At 30.7% G+C, this 15,088-nt stretch carries 17 protein-coding genes; all 17 read left to right on the top strand.

Annotated elements, in window-relative coordinates:
- Positions 1–26: 26 nt before the first annotated feature.
- The 17 genes from NZD85_RS08950 (at position 27) to NZD85_RS08870 (ending at position 15,088) form a co-directional block, all read left to right on the top strand.
- On the top strand, positions 27–1,322 hold the full coding sequence (locus tag NZD85_RS08950) for an oligosaccharide flippase family protein (protein ID WP_260541505.1): 1,296 nt from the start codon (positions 27–29) through the stop codon (positions 1,320–1,322).
- On the top strand, positions 1,306–1,773 hold the full coding sequence (locus NZD85_RS08945) for an acyltransferase (RefSeq protein WP_260541504.1): 468 nt from the start codon (positions 1,306–1,308) through the stop codon (positions 1,771–1,773). Before NZD85_RS08950 ends, NZD85_RS08945 begins: the two co-directional genes overlap by 17 nt.
- Positions 1,774–1,903: 130 nt before the next feature.
- Complete coding sequence (locus tag NZD85_RS08940; RefSeq protein WP_260541503.1) at positions 1,904–2,491, top strand: acyltransferase; 588 nt, start codon at positions 1,904–1,906, stop codon at positions 2,489–2,491.
- Positions 2,488–3,519 (top strand): glycosyltransferase, encoded by a 1,032-nt coding sequence (locus NZD85_RS08935; RefSeq protein ID WP_260541502.1) that lies wholly within the window; start codon positions 2,488–2,490, stop codon positions 3,517–3,519. The genes NZD85_RS08940 and NZD85_RS08935 overlap by 4 nt, the downstream gene beginning before the upstream one ends.
- Positions 3,520–3,526: 7 nt before the next feature.
- On the top strand, positions 3,527–4,690 hold the full coding sequence (locus tag NZD85_RS08930) for an O-antigen ligase family protein (RefSeq protein WP_260541501.1): 1,164 nt from the start codon (positions 3,527–3,529) through the stop codon (positions 4,688–4,690).
- Positions 4,674–5,684, top strand: a complete 1,011-nt coding sequence (locus NZD85_RS08925; RefSeq protein WP_260541500.1) for a glycosyltransferase — start codon at positions 4,674–4,676, stop codon at positions 5,682–5,684. Before NZD85_RS08930 ends, NZD85_RS08925 begins: the two co-directional genes overlap by 17 nt.
- Positions 5,684–6,721 (top strand): polysaccharide biosynthesis protein, encoded by a 1,038-nt coding sequence (locus NZD85_RS08920; protein WP_260541499.1) that lies wholly within the window; start codon positions 5,684–5,686, stop codon positions 6,719–6,721. The genes NZD85_RS08925 and NZD85_RS08920 overlap by 1 nt, the downstream gene beginning before the upstream one ends.
- A gap of 36 nt (positions 6,722–6,757) precedes the next feature.
- Positions 6,758–7,120, top strand: a complete 363-nt coding sequence (locus tag NZD85_RS08915; RefSeq protein ID WP_260541497.1) for a four helix bundle protein — start codon at positions 6,758–6,760, stop codon at positions 7,118–7,120.
- Between the two features lie 3 nt (positions 7,121–7,123).
- Positions 7,124–7,555 (top strand): WxcM-like domain-containing protein, encoded by a 432-nt coding sequence (locus NZD85_RS08910; RefSeq protein WP_260541495.1) that lies wholly within the window; start codon positions 7,124–7,126, stop codon positions 7,553–7,555.
- A gap of 79 nt (positions 7,556–7,634) precedes the next feature.
- Positions 7,635–8,789, top strand: coding sequence for a polysaccharide biosynthesis C-terminal domain-containing protein (locus NZD85_RS08905; protein ID WP_260541493.1), 1,155 nt, complete (start codon positions 7,635–7,637; stop codon positions 8,787–8,789).
- A 47-nt stretch (positions 8,790–8,836) separates the two neighbouring features.
- Positions 8,837–9,181: a four helix bundle protein gene (locus NZD85_RS08900; protein WP_260541492.1), complete on the top strand. Its 345-nt coding sequence runs from the start codon at positions 8,837–8,839 to the stop codon at positions 9,179–9,181.
- Between the two features lie 51 nt (positions 9,182–9,232).
- Positions 9,233–10,402 carry a non-hydrolyzing UDP-N-acetylglucosamine 2-epimerase gene (gene wecB / locus NZD85_RS08895; RefSeq protein WP_260541491.1) on the top strand — a complete coding sequence of 390 codons (1,170 nt, stop codon included), beginning with the start codon at positions 9,233–9,235 and terminating at the stop codon, positions 10,400–10,402.
- A gap of 2 nt (positions 10,403–10,404) precedes the next feature.
- A complete protein-coding gene (locus NZD85_RS08890) occupies positions 10,405–11,610 on the top strand; it encodes a glycosyltransferase family 4 protein (RefSeq protein WP_260541490.1) in 1,206 nt (401 codons plus the stop codon).
- Positions 11,611–11,752: 142 nt separating this feature from the next.
- Positions 11,753–13,039 carry a phenylacetate--CoA ligase family protein gene (locus NZD85_RS08885; protein WP_260541489.1) on the top strand — a complete coding sequence of 429 codons (1,287 nt, stop codon included), beginning with the start codon at positions 11,753–11,755 and terminating at the stop codon, positions 13,037–13,039.
- A 4-nt stretch (positions 13,040–13,043) separates the two neighbouring features.
- The gene (locus NZD85_RS08880) at positions 13,044–13,670 is read left to right on the top strand and encodes a sugar transferase (RefSeq protein WP_260541488.1); all 627 of its coding nucleotides are present in this window, start codon (positions 13,044–13,046) and stop codon (positions 13,668–13,670) included.
- The gene (locus NZD85_RS08875) at positions 13,651–14,190 is read left to right on the top strand and encodes a GNAT family N-acetyltransferase (protein WP_260541487.1); all 540 of its coding nucleotides are present in this window, start codon (positions 13,651–13,653) and stop codon (positions 14,188–14,190) included. The genes NZD85_RS08880 and NZD85_RS08875 overlap by 20 nt, the downstream gene beginning before the upstream one ends.
- Positions 14,177–15,088, top strand: a complete 912-nt coding sequence (locus tag NZD85_RS08870) for a 1-aminocyclopropane-1-carboxylate deaminase/D-cysteine desulfhydrase (RefSeq protein WP_260541486.1) — start codon at positions 14,177–14,179, stop codon at positions 15,086–15,088. Before NZD85_RS08875 ends, NZD85_RS08870 begins: the two co-directional genes overlap by 14 nt.

Below are 15,088 nucleotides of genomic sequence, written 5' to 3'. Positions count from 1 at the left end.
ATTAGAGAATGTTTAGTACAATAAAAATGAAAATTATTTCTATATACAATAGATTAAAAAATAATAAATTAATAAAAGACTCTGCTTGGTCTTTAGCAGGTAATTTAGTAGGTAAAGGGTTAGCTTTATTAGCTGGTATCTTAGTAGCCAGAATTCTAGGGAAGGATGTGTATGGAGAATATGGAATTATTCGAAATACCATACTAACCATTGGTATTTTTTCTACGTTTGGTTTAGGATATACCGCAACGAAATTTATAGCTGAATTTAAAAATCATAAACCAGAAAAAATAAAAATATTCATAAAATATGCAAATCAAATTACATTGGTTTTTAGTGGTTTTATGGCTATTTTTTTATTTTTATTTGCAGACAAGGTAGCTATAGATGTCCTAAAAATTCAAGACTTAGGCTATGCTTTGCGTTTATTGGCTATTTTAATTGTATTTAATGCAATAACAACTACACAAATAGGAATGATGGCTGGCTTTGGTAAATTTAAAGAGTTAGCTAAAATCAATTCTATTATAGGGATATTAACCTTTGTTTTTACAGTAGGCCTTACTTATTTGTATAAGTTCGAAGGGGCTTTGATGGCACTAATTATTGTGCAAATTCTCAATTGTATTCTCAATTATTCAGTGGTTAAAAAAGCAATTCCTAAAAATATACACTACGAAACTACAGATAAACAATTGTTTCATAAAACCCTTAGTTTTTCCTTTCCAATAGCCCTGCAAGAATGCACTTATGCGGTAGCATCATGGTTATCAAGTGTACTTTTAGTGAGGTTGGCAACAGTAGGCGATTTAGGTATGTATTCTGCTGCCATGCAATGGAATGCAATTATTCTTTTTATCCCAGGTATTTTACGCAATGTAGTTTTAAGTCATTTATCATCAAATGTAAATAATGCATCTCAACATACTTTAATTTTAAATCGTACGATTCAAATTAATTTTGTAGCAACCCTAATTCCCTGTATAGTCGTTGTATTGTTTTCTTCATTGATAGCAAAAAGCTATGGAGAAACATTTGATGGGTTAGCAGGATTAATTGCGGTTGCGGTATTTTCTACAATATTTACTAGCGTTAGTAATGTCTATGCCCAAGCCTTTACTTCTTTAGGGAAAAACTGGTTAATGTTTGCGATTCGACTTTTTAGAGACTTTTTGTCAATTATTGCTTTAGTGATTCTGATAGAACGATTTAAACTAAACGGAGCATGGGCTTTAGTATATAGTAACATAGTATTGAGCGGTTTATTTTTAGGAATAATGGTAGTAATATATAAAAAAAATAGAAATGTTAGAATCAATTAAAAGATTCTTATATCAATCCATTGGTTGCGAGATTGGAGAGCATACACAAATTTGTTCCTCAGCAAGAATTTTCAAAAATGGGAAAATTATTATTGGAAAAAATGTATGGATTGGTCCAGAAGCTATTATTTCATCCAGTCCTGGAAGTGAGGTTGTTATAGAAGATTATTGTAAATTAGGTATGAGAACCATTGTAGTAACTGGTTTTCATGAAATTACTCCAAATGGAGATTCAATAGAAGGTAAGGGAACATCAAGTAAAATAGTTTTAAAAAAGGGATGTGCAATATCTACAACATCTATTATTTTACCAGGAAAAATAGTTGGAGAAATGGCACATGTTGCAGCTGGAAGTATTGTAACTAAAGATGTTCCTCCATATCATAGAGTGGCAGGAGTACCTGCAAAAGTGATTAAAAATTTAAGAGAAGAAAAAAAGCATGTGGAATAAGTTGAATTCTTTTAGAAGAATTTGTAGAGTAAGTATCTGGCGAACTCTATTTTTTAACTTTTATATGTTACCTTTCAATCAGGCTATAAAAATTCCCATTATATTAACAAGAAATGTAAGATTTTATAGTTTGTCAGGAAATGTAATTTTGAAAGGAAAAGTGAAACCTGCAATGGTTCGTTTTGGTTTTTTAGGCGAAGACAATATGTATTGGAATTCAGAAAAAACTTTATTAAATATCCAAGGAACATTTGAGTTATCATCTAAAAATAGATTTGCAAATGGTGTAATAATTAGAGTTGATAAAAATGCAAAATTAAGTTTAGAAAAAAATGTATCAATTGGTAATAAAAGCAAAATTATCTGTTCAGAATTAATTACGATTGGTGAAGATACAAGTATCACTTGGGAATGTCAAATAATTGATACTAATTTTCATTACATAGTAGATCTTAATGATAAATCTGTTACTAAGTTAACTCAACCTATTGTAATTGGTAAAAATGTATTCATTGGTTATAGATCAACAATTAGTAAGGGAGTAATCTTAGAAGATTTTGCAATTGTTTGTAGTTATTCATTGGTGAATAAAAATATGGAATTAGATAAATACTCTATGTATGCAGGAATACCAGCTAAAATTATAAAAAAAGGATACTATAGAGCTATGTACAACGAGGAAAGAGAGATAAAGCAAAAAATAGCAAATAAATTATGAAAGCAGTGTTCTTAATAGCTAATTATGTTCCTCACCAATTAACGTCAATGAATACTTTGGTAGAGGAGTATAAAGTGAATATTTTATCCTATTCAATTAGTGAAAAATTCAAATATGTACCAGAAAAGAAAGAAAACTTTCAACCCATACTTTTTAAAGATCAACCCAAAAAACAAGTTTATCAAGATATTCTCAAGTTTAACCCCTCTGTTTTAGTTGTTGCAGGCTGGATGATTAAAGATTATGTATGGATTGCTAAACAAATTAAAAAAAACACGAAAATAAAGGTTGTAGCCATGTCGGACACCCCATGGTATGGAACATTAAAACAAAAAATTAATGCATGGATAAGTCCTTTGCATCTCAAAAAAGCTTTTGATTATTTATGGGTAGCAGGATTTAGACAATATGATTATGCTCGCAAGTTGGGTTTTGCAAACAATCAAATTATTTTTAATTCACTATCTGCCGATAATAAATTATTTCATCATGTAGAAATAGAGCGGAAAAAAACAAACTATCCTAAAAATTTTCTTTATGTTGGTCGTTTTGCACCGGAAAAGGGGCTGAATATTTTGTTAGAAGCATGGGAGAAAATACAAGATAAACAAGGGTGGACGTTGACATTAATAGGGGATGGACCATTGAAAAATGAGTTTATACACAGAGAGGATATTAAGATTAAGGACTATATGGCACATGACGAATTATTAATGGAAATGCAAAATGCAGGTTGTTTTGTTTTGCCTTCTTTGCACGAACCGTGGGCTTTAGTAATCCATGAAGCGGCTTGCGCAGGTCTACCAATAATATGTACGGAGGTTTGCGGGGCAGCACCACATTTTGTGATTGATAAATTTAATGGGTTTCAAGTTAATAAAGGAGATAGTCAAGATTTAGCAAATAAAATAGTCTTGTTGATGAACCATACGGATAAAGAATTGATCGAGATGTCGACTAAGAGTAGGGTCTTATCCAACCGGATTAGCCCAGACATTACAGTAGCTTCTTTATTGGTAATTAATTAATTATAAAATGAAAAAAGAGAAGTTAATTTATTTTGTATTACCTATTCTACTTTTCTTAGTTACTCCTTTTGTACAAGTGTATAGTGATTTAGATAAAGCAGAATTTTTCAATGTAAAAACGTTACCACCAATAACGAATACAATTGCTAATGCAATTAGATGGGGTGTTGTGATTTTAGGATGCATGATTTCTTTACTTTCCTTAGCTAGGAACACAAAGAATGTAACAAAATCATTAATCTTTTTTTCATTGTTTTATTTTGTTCAATTATTATATGCAATTGTTGATGGTTTAGAAGTTGATCGTTTTTTTTTACTCACTATCACCTCTTTTCTTTTTCCTTTTTATTTAAGTTTATGTTTTGTAAAATATAAAAATAGTTTATTAAGAATTTTTAATATACTAATTTTTGGCTTTATAATCCTTGGTTTAGTATTAAATGGGCATTTAGTTTTAGCAGGACAGCGATTCATAGGTTTCTCAAATAATTCGAATCTTTTTGGTTTTACCGCAATATTTTGGTTATTAATTGTATTAGTAAATCTTTCTTCTTCAAATAGTGATAAAAAACTAAGTTGGATTAATTTTTTATTGTTAAGTATTGTAATTCTTTTATCTGGGTCAAGAAATGCAATGATCGGTTATGTTGTTTTAAATCTTTTCTATTTCAGAAATTTTATTAAACAATTTTTAGTTGCGATAATTTTAGGAGCAATTGTATTTATGATTCTTAATAACTATATAGATCTGTCATTTGTTACTAATAGGCTTTTAAATATAGAGAATTCTATTTCCGATTCAGGAAGAACTATATTTTGGAATAAAGCGTTTTTCCATATTAAAGAAAATTTATTTTGGGGTAATGGGATGGATGGTAATATAAGATTAATAAATACTGGTAATATGCACAATGTATACATACGTTTTTTATTGAACATGGGGTTGATGTTTACATTACTTTCTCTATTTCAGTTGTTTTTATCAATTTTTAATATTTTAGAAAAAAGGAATGTATTAAGCTATCTACTTTTAGGATTTATGTTTTCTTATTTACTAATTAATTTTGGAGAAGATTTTATGGTTGGTATTGGTAACTCGGCGTACATATATGTTTTATTTATTTATGGTTTTATTAATTATAATTTAATTAACAATGATACTTCTCGATAGTTTATACATTAATAATGGTGGGGGTAAAATTTTATTAGATTATCTAGTAAAATCATTAGAGGCAGAACAACTCGAGGTGTATTATTTGTTTGATGCAAGATGTGCAAGCGACTTTGATTATATCCCAACCGAAAGAAAAACGGTTTTAAAAGCTTCAATGTTTAATAGATATCAATTTTATAAACGCAAGAAGAATAAATTCAGTAAAGTTTTTTGTTTCGGGAATTTAGGTCCTACTCTAAAATTAAATGTTCCTGTCTATGTCTATTTTCATCAACGATTATATCTAGATGTACCTAAATCGTTAAATTTCAAAAATCAAATCATGTTTAAGATTAAATCTTATGTATTTGAGAAATTATTATCCCACACAGATTTAGTACTTTTACAAACAGAAAGTATCAGGCAAGAATTTATACGAAAATATACTTTTTATAAAAAGGATAAGGTAGTGGTATTGCCATTTTATGAGCCGATGTCTTATCCAACTACAGAAAAAGAGAAGGATAGTTTTGTTTATGTAAGTAGCGGGACTAAGCATAAAAACCAAGCTAATTTGATTCATGCTTTTGCCAACATGTACAAAAGAACAAGGAGAGGAAAATTAACCTTAACCATTACAGACGATTTTCCAGAGTTAATTGGTCTAATAAATAAATATAATGAGGAAGGAATTCCTATTGTTAATTTAGGATTTATTCCAAAAGAAAATTTAGCTTCAATTTATGCAAAAACTGAATTTTGTATCTATCCATCTTTATCAGAGAGTTTTGGTTTAGGGATTTTGGAAGCAATAGAAGGAGGTTGTAAAATTATAGGTTCAGATTTACCTTATATGCACACGATATGTAACCCTTCGATCGCGTTCGACCCTAGGCAAATCGAAACAATAGAAGAGGCCATTTATGAGGCATTAACACAAGAGTCAAATCCGACGGGTTTAAAAACTAAAAATTATATTAAAGAAATAATACAATTATTACAAAGTAACTAATGCAAACAATAAAAAATAAAACCCTATTAATTACAGGAGGTACAGGTTCATTTGGTACCGCTGTATTGCACCGTTTTTTAGAAACAGATCATTTCAAAGAAATCCGTATTTTTTCTCGAGATGAGAAGAAGCAAGATGATATGCGTAACCTTTATAAAAATGATAAAATCAAATATTATATAGGTGATGTACGCGATTATTCTTCAATAGAACCAGCAACTCGTGGTGTCGATTATATTTTCCATGCTGCAGCTTTGAAACAAGTTCCTTCATGCGAATTTTTCCCAATGCAAGCCGTAAAAACCAATGTGGAAGGAACACAAAATGTGATTCGTGCAGCGGCATCAAACGGGGTAAAAAAAGTCATTTGTCTTTCAACAGACAAAGCAGCTTATCCAATTAACGCGATGGGTATTTCGAAGGCCATGATGGAAAAAGTTGCCGTTGCAGAGGCTCGTAATCTTACAGAAACGGTGGTTTGTTTAACACGTTACGGAAATGTAATGGCTTCTCGTGGATCGGTTATTCCTTTGTTTTTGAATCAAATTCAGAAAGGTGAACCAATTACGATTACAGATCCGAATATGTCACGATTCTTTATGTCATTAGAAGATGCTGTAGATTTAGTATTATTCGCATTCGAAAATGGAAATCCAGGAGATTTATTCGTGAACAAAGCACCTGCAGGAAGTATTGGAGATTTAGCAAAAGCATTAATCGAATTAACAGGAAAAGAAGTTCCAGTTAAAGTTATCGGAACGCGTCATGGAGAAAAATTGTACGAAACTCTTTGTACCCGTGAAGAAATGATGAAAGCCGAAGATATGGGCGATTTCTACAGAGTTCCTGCCGATAATCGTGATTTGAATTATGCCAAATATTTCTCAGAAGGTGAAGAAGATGTTTCTAAAATCGAAGATTATCATTCTCATAATACAGAACAGCAAGGAGTTGAAGGGTTAAAAAATCTGATTTCAAAATTACCATTGATTCGTAAAGAAGTATTTGGAGAGGATGTGATGCAGTATGCGCATTAATTAATGGTTATTGGTGGTTTGTAATTTGTTATTAGTATGAGGACGCATAAAGATTTAGATGTTTGGAAGTTAAGTATAGATTTTGTGACTGTAATTTTTACTATAACTAAAGGTTTTCCTAAAGAAGAGCAATTTGGTTTAACGAATCAAATTAGGAGAGCTGCAGTTTCTGTACCAAGTAACATTGCTGAAGGTGCTGGAAGAAAATCTGATAAAGAGTTTTTACAATTTTTATATATTTCTTTAGGCAGTGTTCAAGAGATTGATACGCAAATATTAATTTCTTTGAATTTAAACTATTTGACAAAATCAGAATATGAAATTTTACTCATCAAATTAGATCAAATCTCTAAAATGTTGTCGGGTTTAATAAAATCTGTTAAAGAAAAACTGAATTAACCAATGACAAATAACCAATTACCAATTACTGTCGGGAACCGGCACGAAGACGAAAGAGGAATCATCACCTATAATAATGATTTTGATGCATCCAACATCAAGCGTATCTATACGATTGAGAATCATTCAACAACTTTTATTCGTGGTTGGCAAGGACATCAAATTGAACAACGTTGGTTTGCAGCGATGAAAGGTGCTTTTGAAATTGCGGTAATACAAGTGGATGATTTTGAAAATCCATCTCCTTATTTACCCATACAAACTTTTAACTTAACGGATGAAAAGCTTACGTATTTGCAAATTCCTGCTGGATGCATTACAGCCATTCAAGCTAAAGAAAAAGATAGTAAATTGTTAGTGCTATCCGATTATTCTTTAGGCGAAGTAAAAGACGAATATAGATTTCCAATAGATTATTTTGGAACTAGAAACTAGGAATTAGGAAAATTCAATCAAAATTAATCTTTCAAGTTTCGAGTTCTTAGTTACAAATCCTTAAAAAAAATAAAGAAATATGAACACCCAATCTCCAATCCTTAATACCCAATCCCCATTAAAGGTTGGGATTACAGGACAAAATGGTTTCGTTGGAAAACATTTATACAATACTTTAGGTCTAGTACCAGAAGAATTTAATCGCGTTGATTTTCAAAAAGATTTTTTTGAAGATGAAACTCAATTAGATGCATTTGTGGCTGATTGTGACGTAATCGTTCATTTAGCAGCTATGAATCGTCACGAAAGTGAACAATTTATTTACGAAACCAATGTTGCTTTGGCGAATCAATTAGTCGCATCATTAAAACGTACAAACTCAAAAGCACATGTATTAATTTCCTCTTCAACGCAAGAAGAACGAGATAATTTATACGGAAAATCAAAGCGAGAAGGTCGTGAAGCGATCGTGAATTGGGCAAATGAAAATGGAGGAAAAGTTACTGGGTTAATCATTCCAAATGTATTTGGGGCCTTTGGTAAACCATTCTATAATTCTTTTGTGGCTACATTTTGTCACCAATTAACGCATGGCGAAACGCCTACGATAGCTAATGATGGAGAAGTCAATTTGATTTATGTGCAAGAGTTAGTTCAAGTGATCATCGATGAAATTCGTTCAGAAAAATCAACGCCTGAATTATTCATCGAACCGACAGCCACCAAAAAAGTTTCGGAAGTTTTAGCATTATTAAATGACTATAAGGCAAAATATTTTGGTGCTGGCGAAATCCCCGTTTTGAATGATAAATTTGAACATAACTTATTCAATACCTATCGATCGTACATCGATTATAAAACGCATTTTCCAGTAAAATTTACCCAGCATACCGATCCAAGAGGTGCGTTTGTAGAAGTGATTCGTTTAGGAATTGGTGGTCAATGTTCTTTTTCAACAACCGTACCAGGAATTACAAGAGGAAACCATTACCATACTCGCAAAATTGAACGTTTCGCTGTGATTAAAGGAAAAGCTTTAATTCAGTTAAGAAAAATAGATACCGATGAGGTTTTGGATTTCTATTTAGACGGAACAGAACCTGCTTATGTGGATATGCCCATTTGGTACACCCACAACATCAAAAATATTGGTACTGAAGATTTGTACACAATTTTTTGGATCGATGAGCCTTTCAATCCTGAAGATGCAGATACTTATTTTTTAGAAGTGTAAGTAGGGAAGTAAGAAGTGTAAAGTAAAAAGGTAAAAGTATTTTATTAATGGAAAATGACTTGTTGAATAGAACTTTTTTGTTTGGTGTAGCAGTTATTAAATTTTTAAGAACTTTGCCTGATACTAGTGATTTGAAGATAATAAAATATCAATTAGTCAAAGCGGCTACATCTATTGGTGCAAATTATGAAGAAGCACAAGCAGGTTCTTCTAAAGCAGATTTTATAAATAAAGTAAACATCTCGCTTAAAGAAGCAAGAGAAGCTAATTATTGGTTAAGACTAATTGAAGAATTAGAAAAAGAATCATTCGAACTAACTGTTATAATAAATGAATCAAAAGAAATTAAAAATATATTAGGAGCGATTGTGAAAAATGCAAGAAATAATTAATGGCAACAATTTAATTTTTCCTTTTTCCCTTTTCCTTTTAACTTAATAGATATGAAAAAACTAAAAGTAATGACGGTGGTGGGAACACGACCAGAAATCATACGATTATCGAGAGTATTAGCTGCTTTAGATGCATCAGAAGCAGTAGAACATACAATCGTTCATACTGGACAGAATTACGATTACGAATTAAATCAAATTTTCTTCGAAGATTTAGGGTTACGTAAGCCAGATTATTTCTTAGAAGCTGCAGGTAAAACGGCGACTGAAACGGTAGGTAATATTTTAATTAAAATTGATCCTTTGTTGGAGGAATTAAAACCTGATGCATTTTTAGTGTTAGGAGATACCAATTCTTGTTTATGTGCAATTCCTGCTAAAAAACGTCACATACCAATCTTCCACATGGAAGCTGGAAATAGATGTTTTGATCAACGTGTACCAGAAGAAACAAATCGTAAAATTGTAGATCATACAGCGGATATCAATTTAACATATTCTGATATTGCAAGAGAATATTTATTAAGAGAAGGATTACCTGCAGATCGTATCATCAAAACAGGTTCGCCAATGTTTGAAGTTTTGAATCATTATTTACCACAAATCGAAGCGTCTAATGTATTAGAAAAATTAGGACTAGAAGAAGGTAAATTCTTTGTTGTATCATCACACCGTGAAGAAAACATTAATTCAGAGAAAAACTTCCGTGGATTAATGACTTCTTTGAATGCTATTGCAGAAAGATATAATTATCCAATCATTGTTTCTACGCACCCTCGTACACAAAATATGATTGATAAGATGCAAATCGAAATGCGTCCTGAGGTACAATTCTTAAAACCTTTAGGGTTCCATGATTATAACGCATTACAAAAGAGAGCTTATGCAGTTTTATCTGATTCGGGAACTATTTCGGAAGAATCGTCTATTTTAAATTTCCGTGCGTTGAATATTCGTCAAGCGCACGAACGTCCGGAAGCAATGGAAGAAGCATCTGTAATGATGGTAGGTTTGTCACCAGAACGCATCATGCAAGGTTTGGTGCAATTACAAACTCAAGTTGTTGGCGACAGAAACCAATTACAAATCACTAATAACCAATTACCAAACTTCCGTCCTGTAGCCGATTATTCAATGCCGAATGTATCTGAAAAAGTAGTACGTATTATTATCTCATATACAGATTACATCAAAAGAACCGTTTGGTCTGAAGATATTTAACTATGAATATACTCTTTTTAACATTGGTTGGGATAAACTCGATTGAAGATCGAGGTATTTACCAAGATCTATTACGCAAGTTTCGAAATGAAGGTCATCAACTTACTATTGTTACCCCAGTAGAGAGAAGAAAACGAATTCCAACAAATTTTTCGAGTAAAGAAGGTATTAATATTTTACAGGTTAAAACATTTAATATAACTAAAAAAAATGTAATAGAAAAAGGTATTGGTACTTTAGCAATAGAGTACCAATATTTACAAGCTGTAAAAAAATATCTAAAAAATATTAAGTTTGATTTAATTTTATATTCTACACCACCTATTACCTTAGTAAAGGTGATAGAATTCATCAAGAAGCGAGATAATGCCTATTCTTATTTATTGTTAAAAGATATTTTCCCACAAAACGCCATAGATATGAAGATGATGAAACCCGATGGTTTTCTACATCGTTATTTTGTGAAAAAGGAAAAGGAACTATATAAAGTTTCTGATAAGATAGGTTGTATGTCTCCTGCAAATGTAGATTTTATTGTAAAACATAATCCTGAAATAAATCCAGAAAAGGTTGAGGTTAATCCTAATTCAATTGATCCTATTGAAATTAAGTATACGGTGGAAGAAAAAATTGAAGTTCGTAGCAAATACGACTTACCTCTAGATAAAAAGATTTTAGTATATGGGGGTAATTTAGGTAAACCCCAAGGTTTAGATTTCTTGATCGAAACAATCAAAGCTTGTAAAAATTCAAATGCATACTTTCTAATTGTGGGTGATGGAACTGAATTTCCTAAATTGAAAGAATGGTTTGATGTAAACAAACCAAACAATGCTAAATTGTTACAACGTTTACCAAAAGAAGATTATGTCAAGATGTTGGCTGCTTGCGATATTGGTTTGATTTTTTTACATAAAGATTTTTTAATTCCTAATTTCCCTTCAAGATTATTATCTTATCTGGAAATGAAAAAACCAATTATTGCTGCAACTGATTCAAATACTGATATTGGAGATATTATAGAACAAAATAATTGTGGAAAAAAAGTTATTGCGGGAGATATTGAACAAATGTTGAATGTAATAAATGAATTATTAGAAGAAGATTTAAAAAAATATGAACAAAATTGTATAAATCTTTTGAATAATGAATATCTCGTAGAGAGGTCTTATCAAATTATTATTAGTCATTTTAATCATCTTTCCTAATTTAGATTTGTATGTATAAAAATTATTATAATGAATTGAAATTAAATAGTCGTCAATTAATCTGTAATCGTTATGAACAAAAAGTTATTTGGGAATCAATTTTAAATGAATATAATACATTATTAATAAAATAGTAATTAAAATGAAAAACTTTAGGTACTACATTTTTTGGCTTTTTGACTTAATAAAAGGAGGAAAAATAAAAAAACATTTTATAGAAATTAAAAACAGTTTTGAAAATCTTGAGTATAATAAAAACAGCCATAATCAAAATTTAATTAATATTTTATCGTATGCTAAAAATAATTCTGAATTTTATAAAAATATAACAGGGAGTTCCTTAAAAGATTTTCCTATTATTGATAAAAATATCATTATTCAAAACTATGAGGAAATTTTTTCTAAAGAATATTTTGAAATAAAAGATACTCTTAGAGTAATGTCCACAAGTGGTTCTAGTGGCACACCTTTCAGAATACATCAAAATAAAGAAAAAGTAGAAAGAAATCAAGCAGATTTATTATTCTTTTACAAAATTGGAAATTATAACATTGGTGACAGAATGTATTTTATTCGGATATGGAATTCTATAAACAAAAAAAACTTCTTTTCGTCATTTAAGGAAAATTTTAAAATGTTCGATACATCAGATTTAAGTTATAATGGAGCAGAGAGATTGAAAAATGTTATGTTAAAAGACAATAACAGCAAAGTAATTTTAGGATATGCTTCTTCATTTACAGCTTTAATGAATCATTATGATGCTAATTCAAATATTAAATGGAATATAAAATCTATTATAACTGGAGCTGAAGAATTACCATTAATGGTAAAAGAAAAAATGCTTAAAGTATTTAGATGCCCAGTTATGTCACGTTACTCTAATCAAGAAAATGGAATTTTAGCTCAGCAACCGATAACAGGAGAAGATTATTTTGAAATAAATGAAGGTAGTTATTATTTTGAGTTTTTAAAAGTAAATTCAGATGAACCTGCTCAAGAAGATGAAATTGCCCGAATTGTTATTACCGATTTTTTTAATAAAGCTGTTCCAATTATTAGGTATGATACAGGAGATTTAGCCAAGTTTACCTATATTAATGGAAGAAAAGTTATTACCTCTATTGAGGGGCGTAAGATAGATATGTTAAGAAATAATCTAAACGAGAAGATTTCGCCACATATTATTACTAATCTAATGTGGAAATTTCCAGAAGTTAAGGAATTTCAGCTCATTCAGCATTCATTAGAAAAAGTAGATTTTTACATCTCTATAGTCGAAAAAGATACTGAGATTTCTGTATTAGAAAAAAACATACAAAATGAACTTTATAATATTTTTAAAAATACAGTTGAAATTCATATTGTGGATAGTATTCCTTTAGAAAAAAGTGGTAAAAGAAAATATATCAAATCACTAATTTCATAATAAGATGTACAAAAAAATAATTAAAAGAGTATTCGATTTTCTGGCAGCCTTTTTCGGATTGTTAATTTTGTCCCCAATATTCATCGTAGTAACAATCGCCTTGTATTTTGCAAATCAAGGTAAACCGTTTTTCTTTCAAGCACGCCCGGGGAAAGACGAACGTATTTTCAACATCATCAAGTTCAAATCTATGAACGATAAAAAAGATGCACAAGGAAATTTATTGCCTGATGCAGAACGTTTAACCAAGGCTGGGTGCTTTGTGCGCAAAACCTCATTAGACGAAATTCCACAATTAATCAATGTGTTAAAAGGTGATATGAGTTTAATTGGTCCTCGACCATTATTAGTGCATTATTTACCATACTATACAAAAAGAGAAAAGCTGAGACATACTGTAAGACCTGGAATTACAGGATATGCACAAGTTAATGGAAGAAACACCGTGAATTGGGATGAACGTTTGGAGATGGATGCACAATATGTTGAAAACTTATCATTTTTAAATGATGTAAAAATTCTTATTCAAACAATTCAAAACGTTATCAATAGAAAAGACATTGTAATAATTCCTGGAAATCTATATACAACATTAGATAAACACCGAAAAAATGAAAATATATCCCGCTAAATTTAAAAATAACGATATAACAACGAGAGTGAATTGGATAAATAATCCAAAAATTAACGGTACAATGTTTTTTAATTTACCTGCAACAATTGGAGATACAGAAAAATGGTTTAATCAAAACATAGGCAATCAAAACAGAATTGATTTTTCTTTTAAAAACGAAAATGATGAGTTAATTGCTATGGGGGGATTTACTGGTATTCATACACAACACAATAATGCAGAGTTCTATGTTATGGTAAATCCTGAAATGCAAGGACAAGGTATTGGAAAAAAAGTTTCTATTTGGATGTATAATTACGCTTTTTCCAAGTTAAATTTGCATAAGATATACTTATATACTAATGATGATAATGTTTCAGCCTATTCTATTTATGAAAAAGCAGGTTTCAAATTAGAGGGGCTATTACGAGAGCATAAATGGAAAAATGGCAAATATCAAAATAGAAGATTTTATGGTTTGTTAAAAGAAGAGTGGGATAGAATTGAATGGAAACAAATAATCGATGATGACATTTAGTAAAATAGAAAGTATCTCAAAACCGTTAAAAATTTTCCGTGACGACCTTTATTCTTCCTTAGGAGGAGGAAATAAAGGTCGAAAAATGGATTATATTGCTAAAGCTATCATTCAAGAGAAAGCTAATGCCTTAGTGACAACAGGTGGTTTTCAATCCAATCATTGTAGGGCAGTGGCGGTATATGCAGCGCAACATAAAATGGATTGTACACTTGTTCTACATGGTTCAAAAGCGGACTTTGAAAAGCAATCGGGCAATGCAAAAATCATGCGTCTTTCGGGAGCAAACATTGTATTTGTTGATGAGGCTAACCAAATCGGACAAGCGATGGATGACGCTATGGCTATTTATCAAAGAAACGGATTGAAACCTTATTATATTTGGGGCGGTGGTCATACTTTGGAAGGAGGATTGGCATACATTGCCGCAGTTCAAGAACTAAAAGCATATTGTGATAATACTAACTGGGAACCGGATTTTATTTTTCACGCATCAGGCACTGGTTCCACACAGTCGGGTATATTAGCAGGTTTGGATAAATATGGATTTGAAAACACACAAGTTATCGGTATTTCTGTAGGACGGAAATCTGAGCCAGCAACCAAAATTGTTGATGAGTTTTACAAAGAGTTATGTCACCATTATAATATCAATTGTTCAAACAAAGAATCTATTGTTTTAGACAATTACTTGATGGGTGGTTACGGACAATACAATAATGAATTAAAAGAATTGTGCTTAAATTCTATAAAAGAATATGGTTTTATCTTAGATACTTGTTATTCGGGGAAAGCGTTTTACGGAATGGTGGACTACATAAAAAACAATAAATTAGAGGATAAAAACATTTTGTTCTGGCACACAGGAGGAATATTTAATTTTTTAGCTGAAGAATAA

The sequence above is a fragment of the Empedobacter stercoris genome, from assembly GCF_025244765.1.
Lineage (GTDB): Bacteria > Bacteroidota > Bacteroidia > Flavobacteriales > Weeksellaceae > Empedobacter > Empedobacter stercoris.
This window is presented reverse-complemented; position numbering and strand designations above follow the sequence as displayed.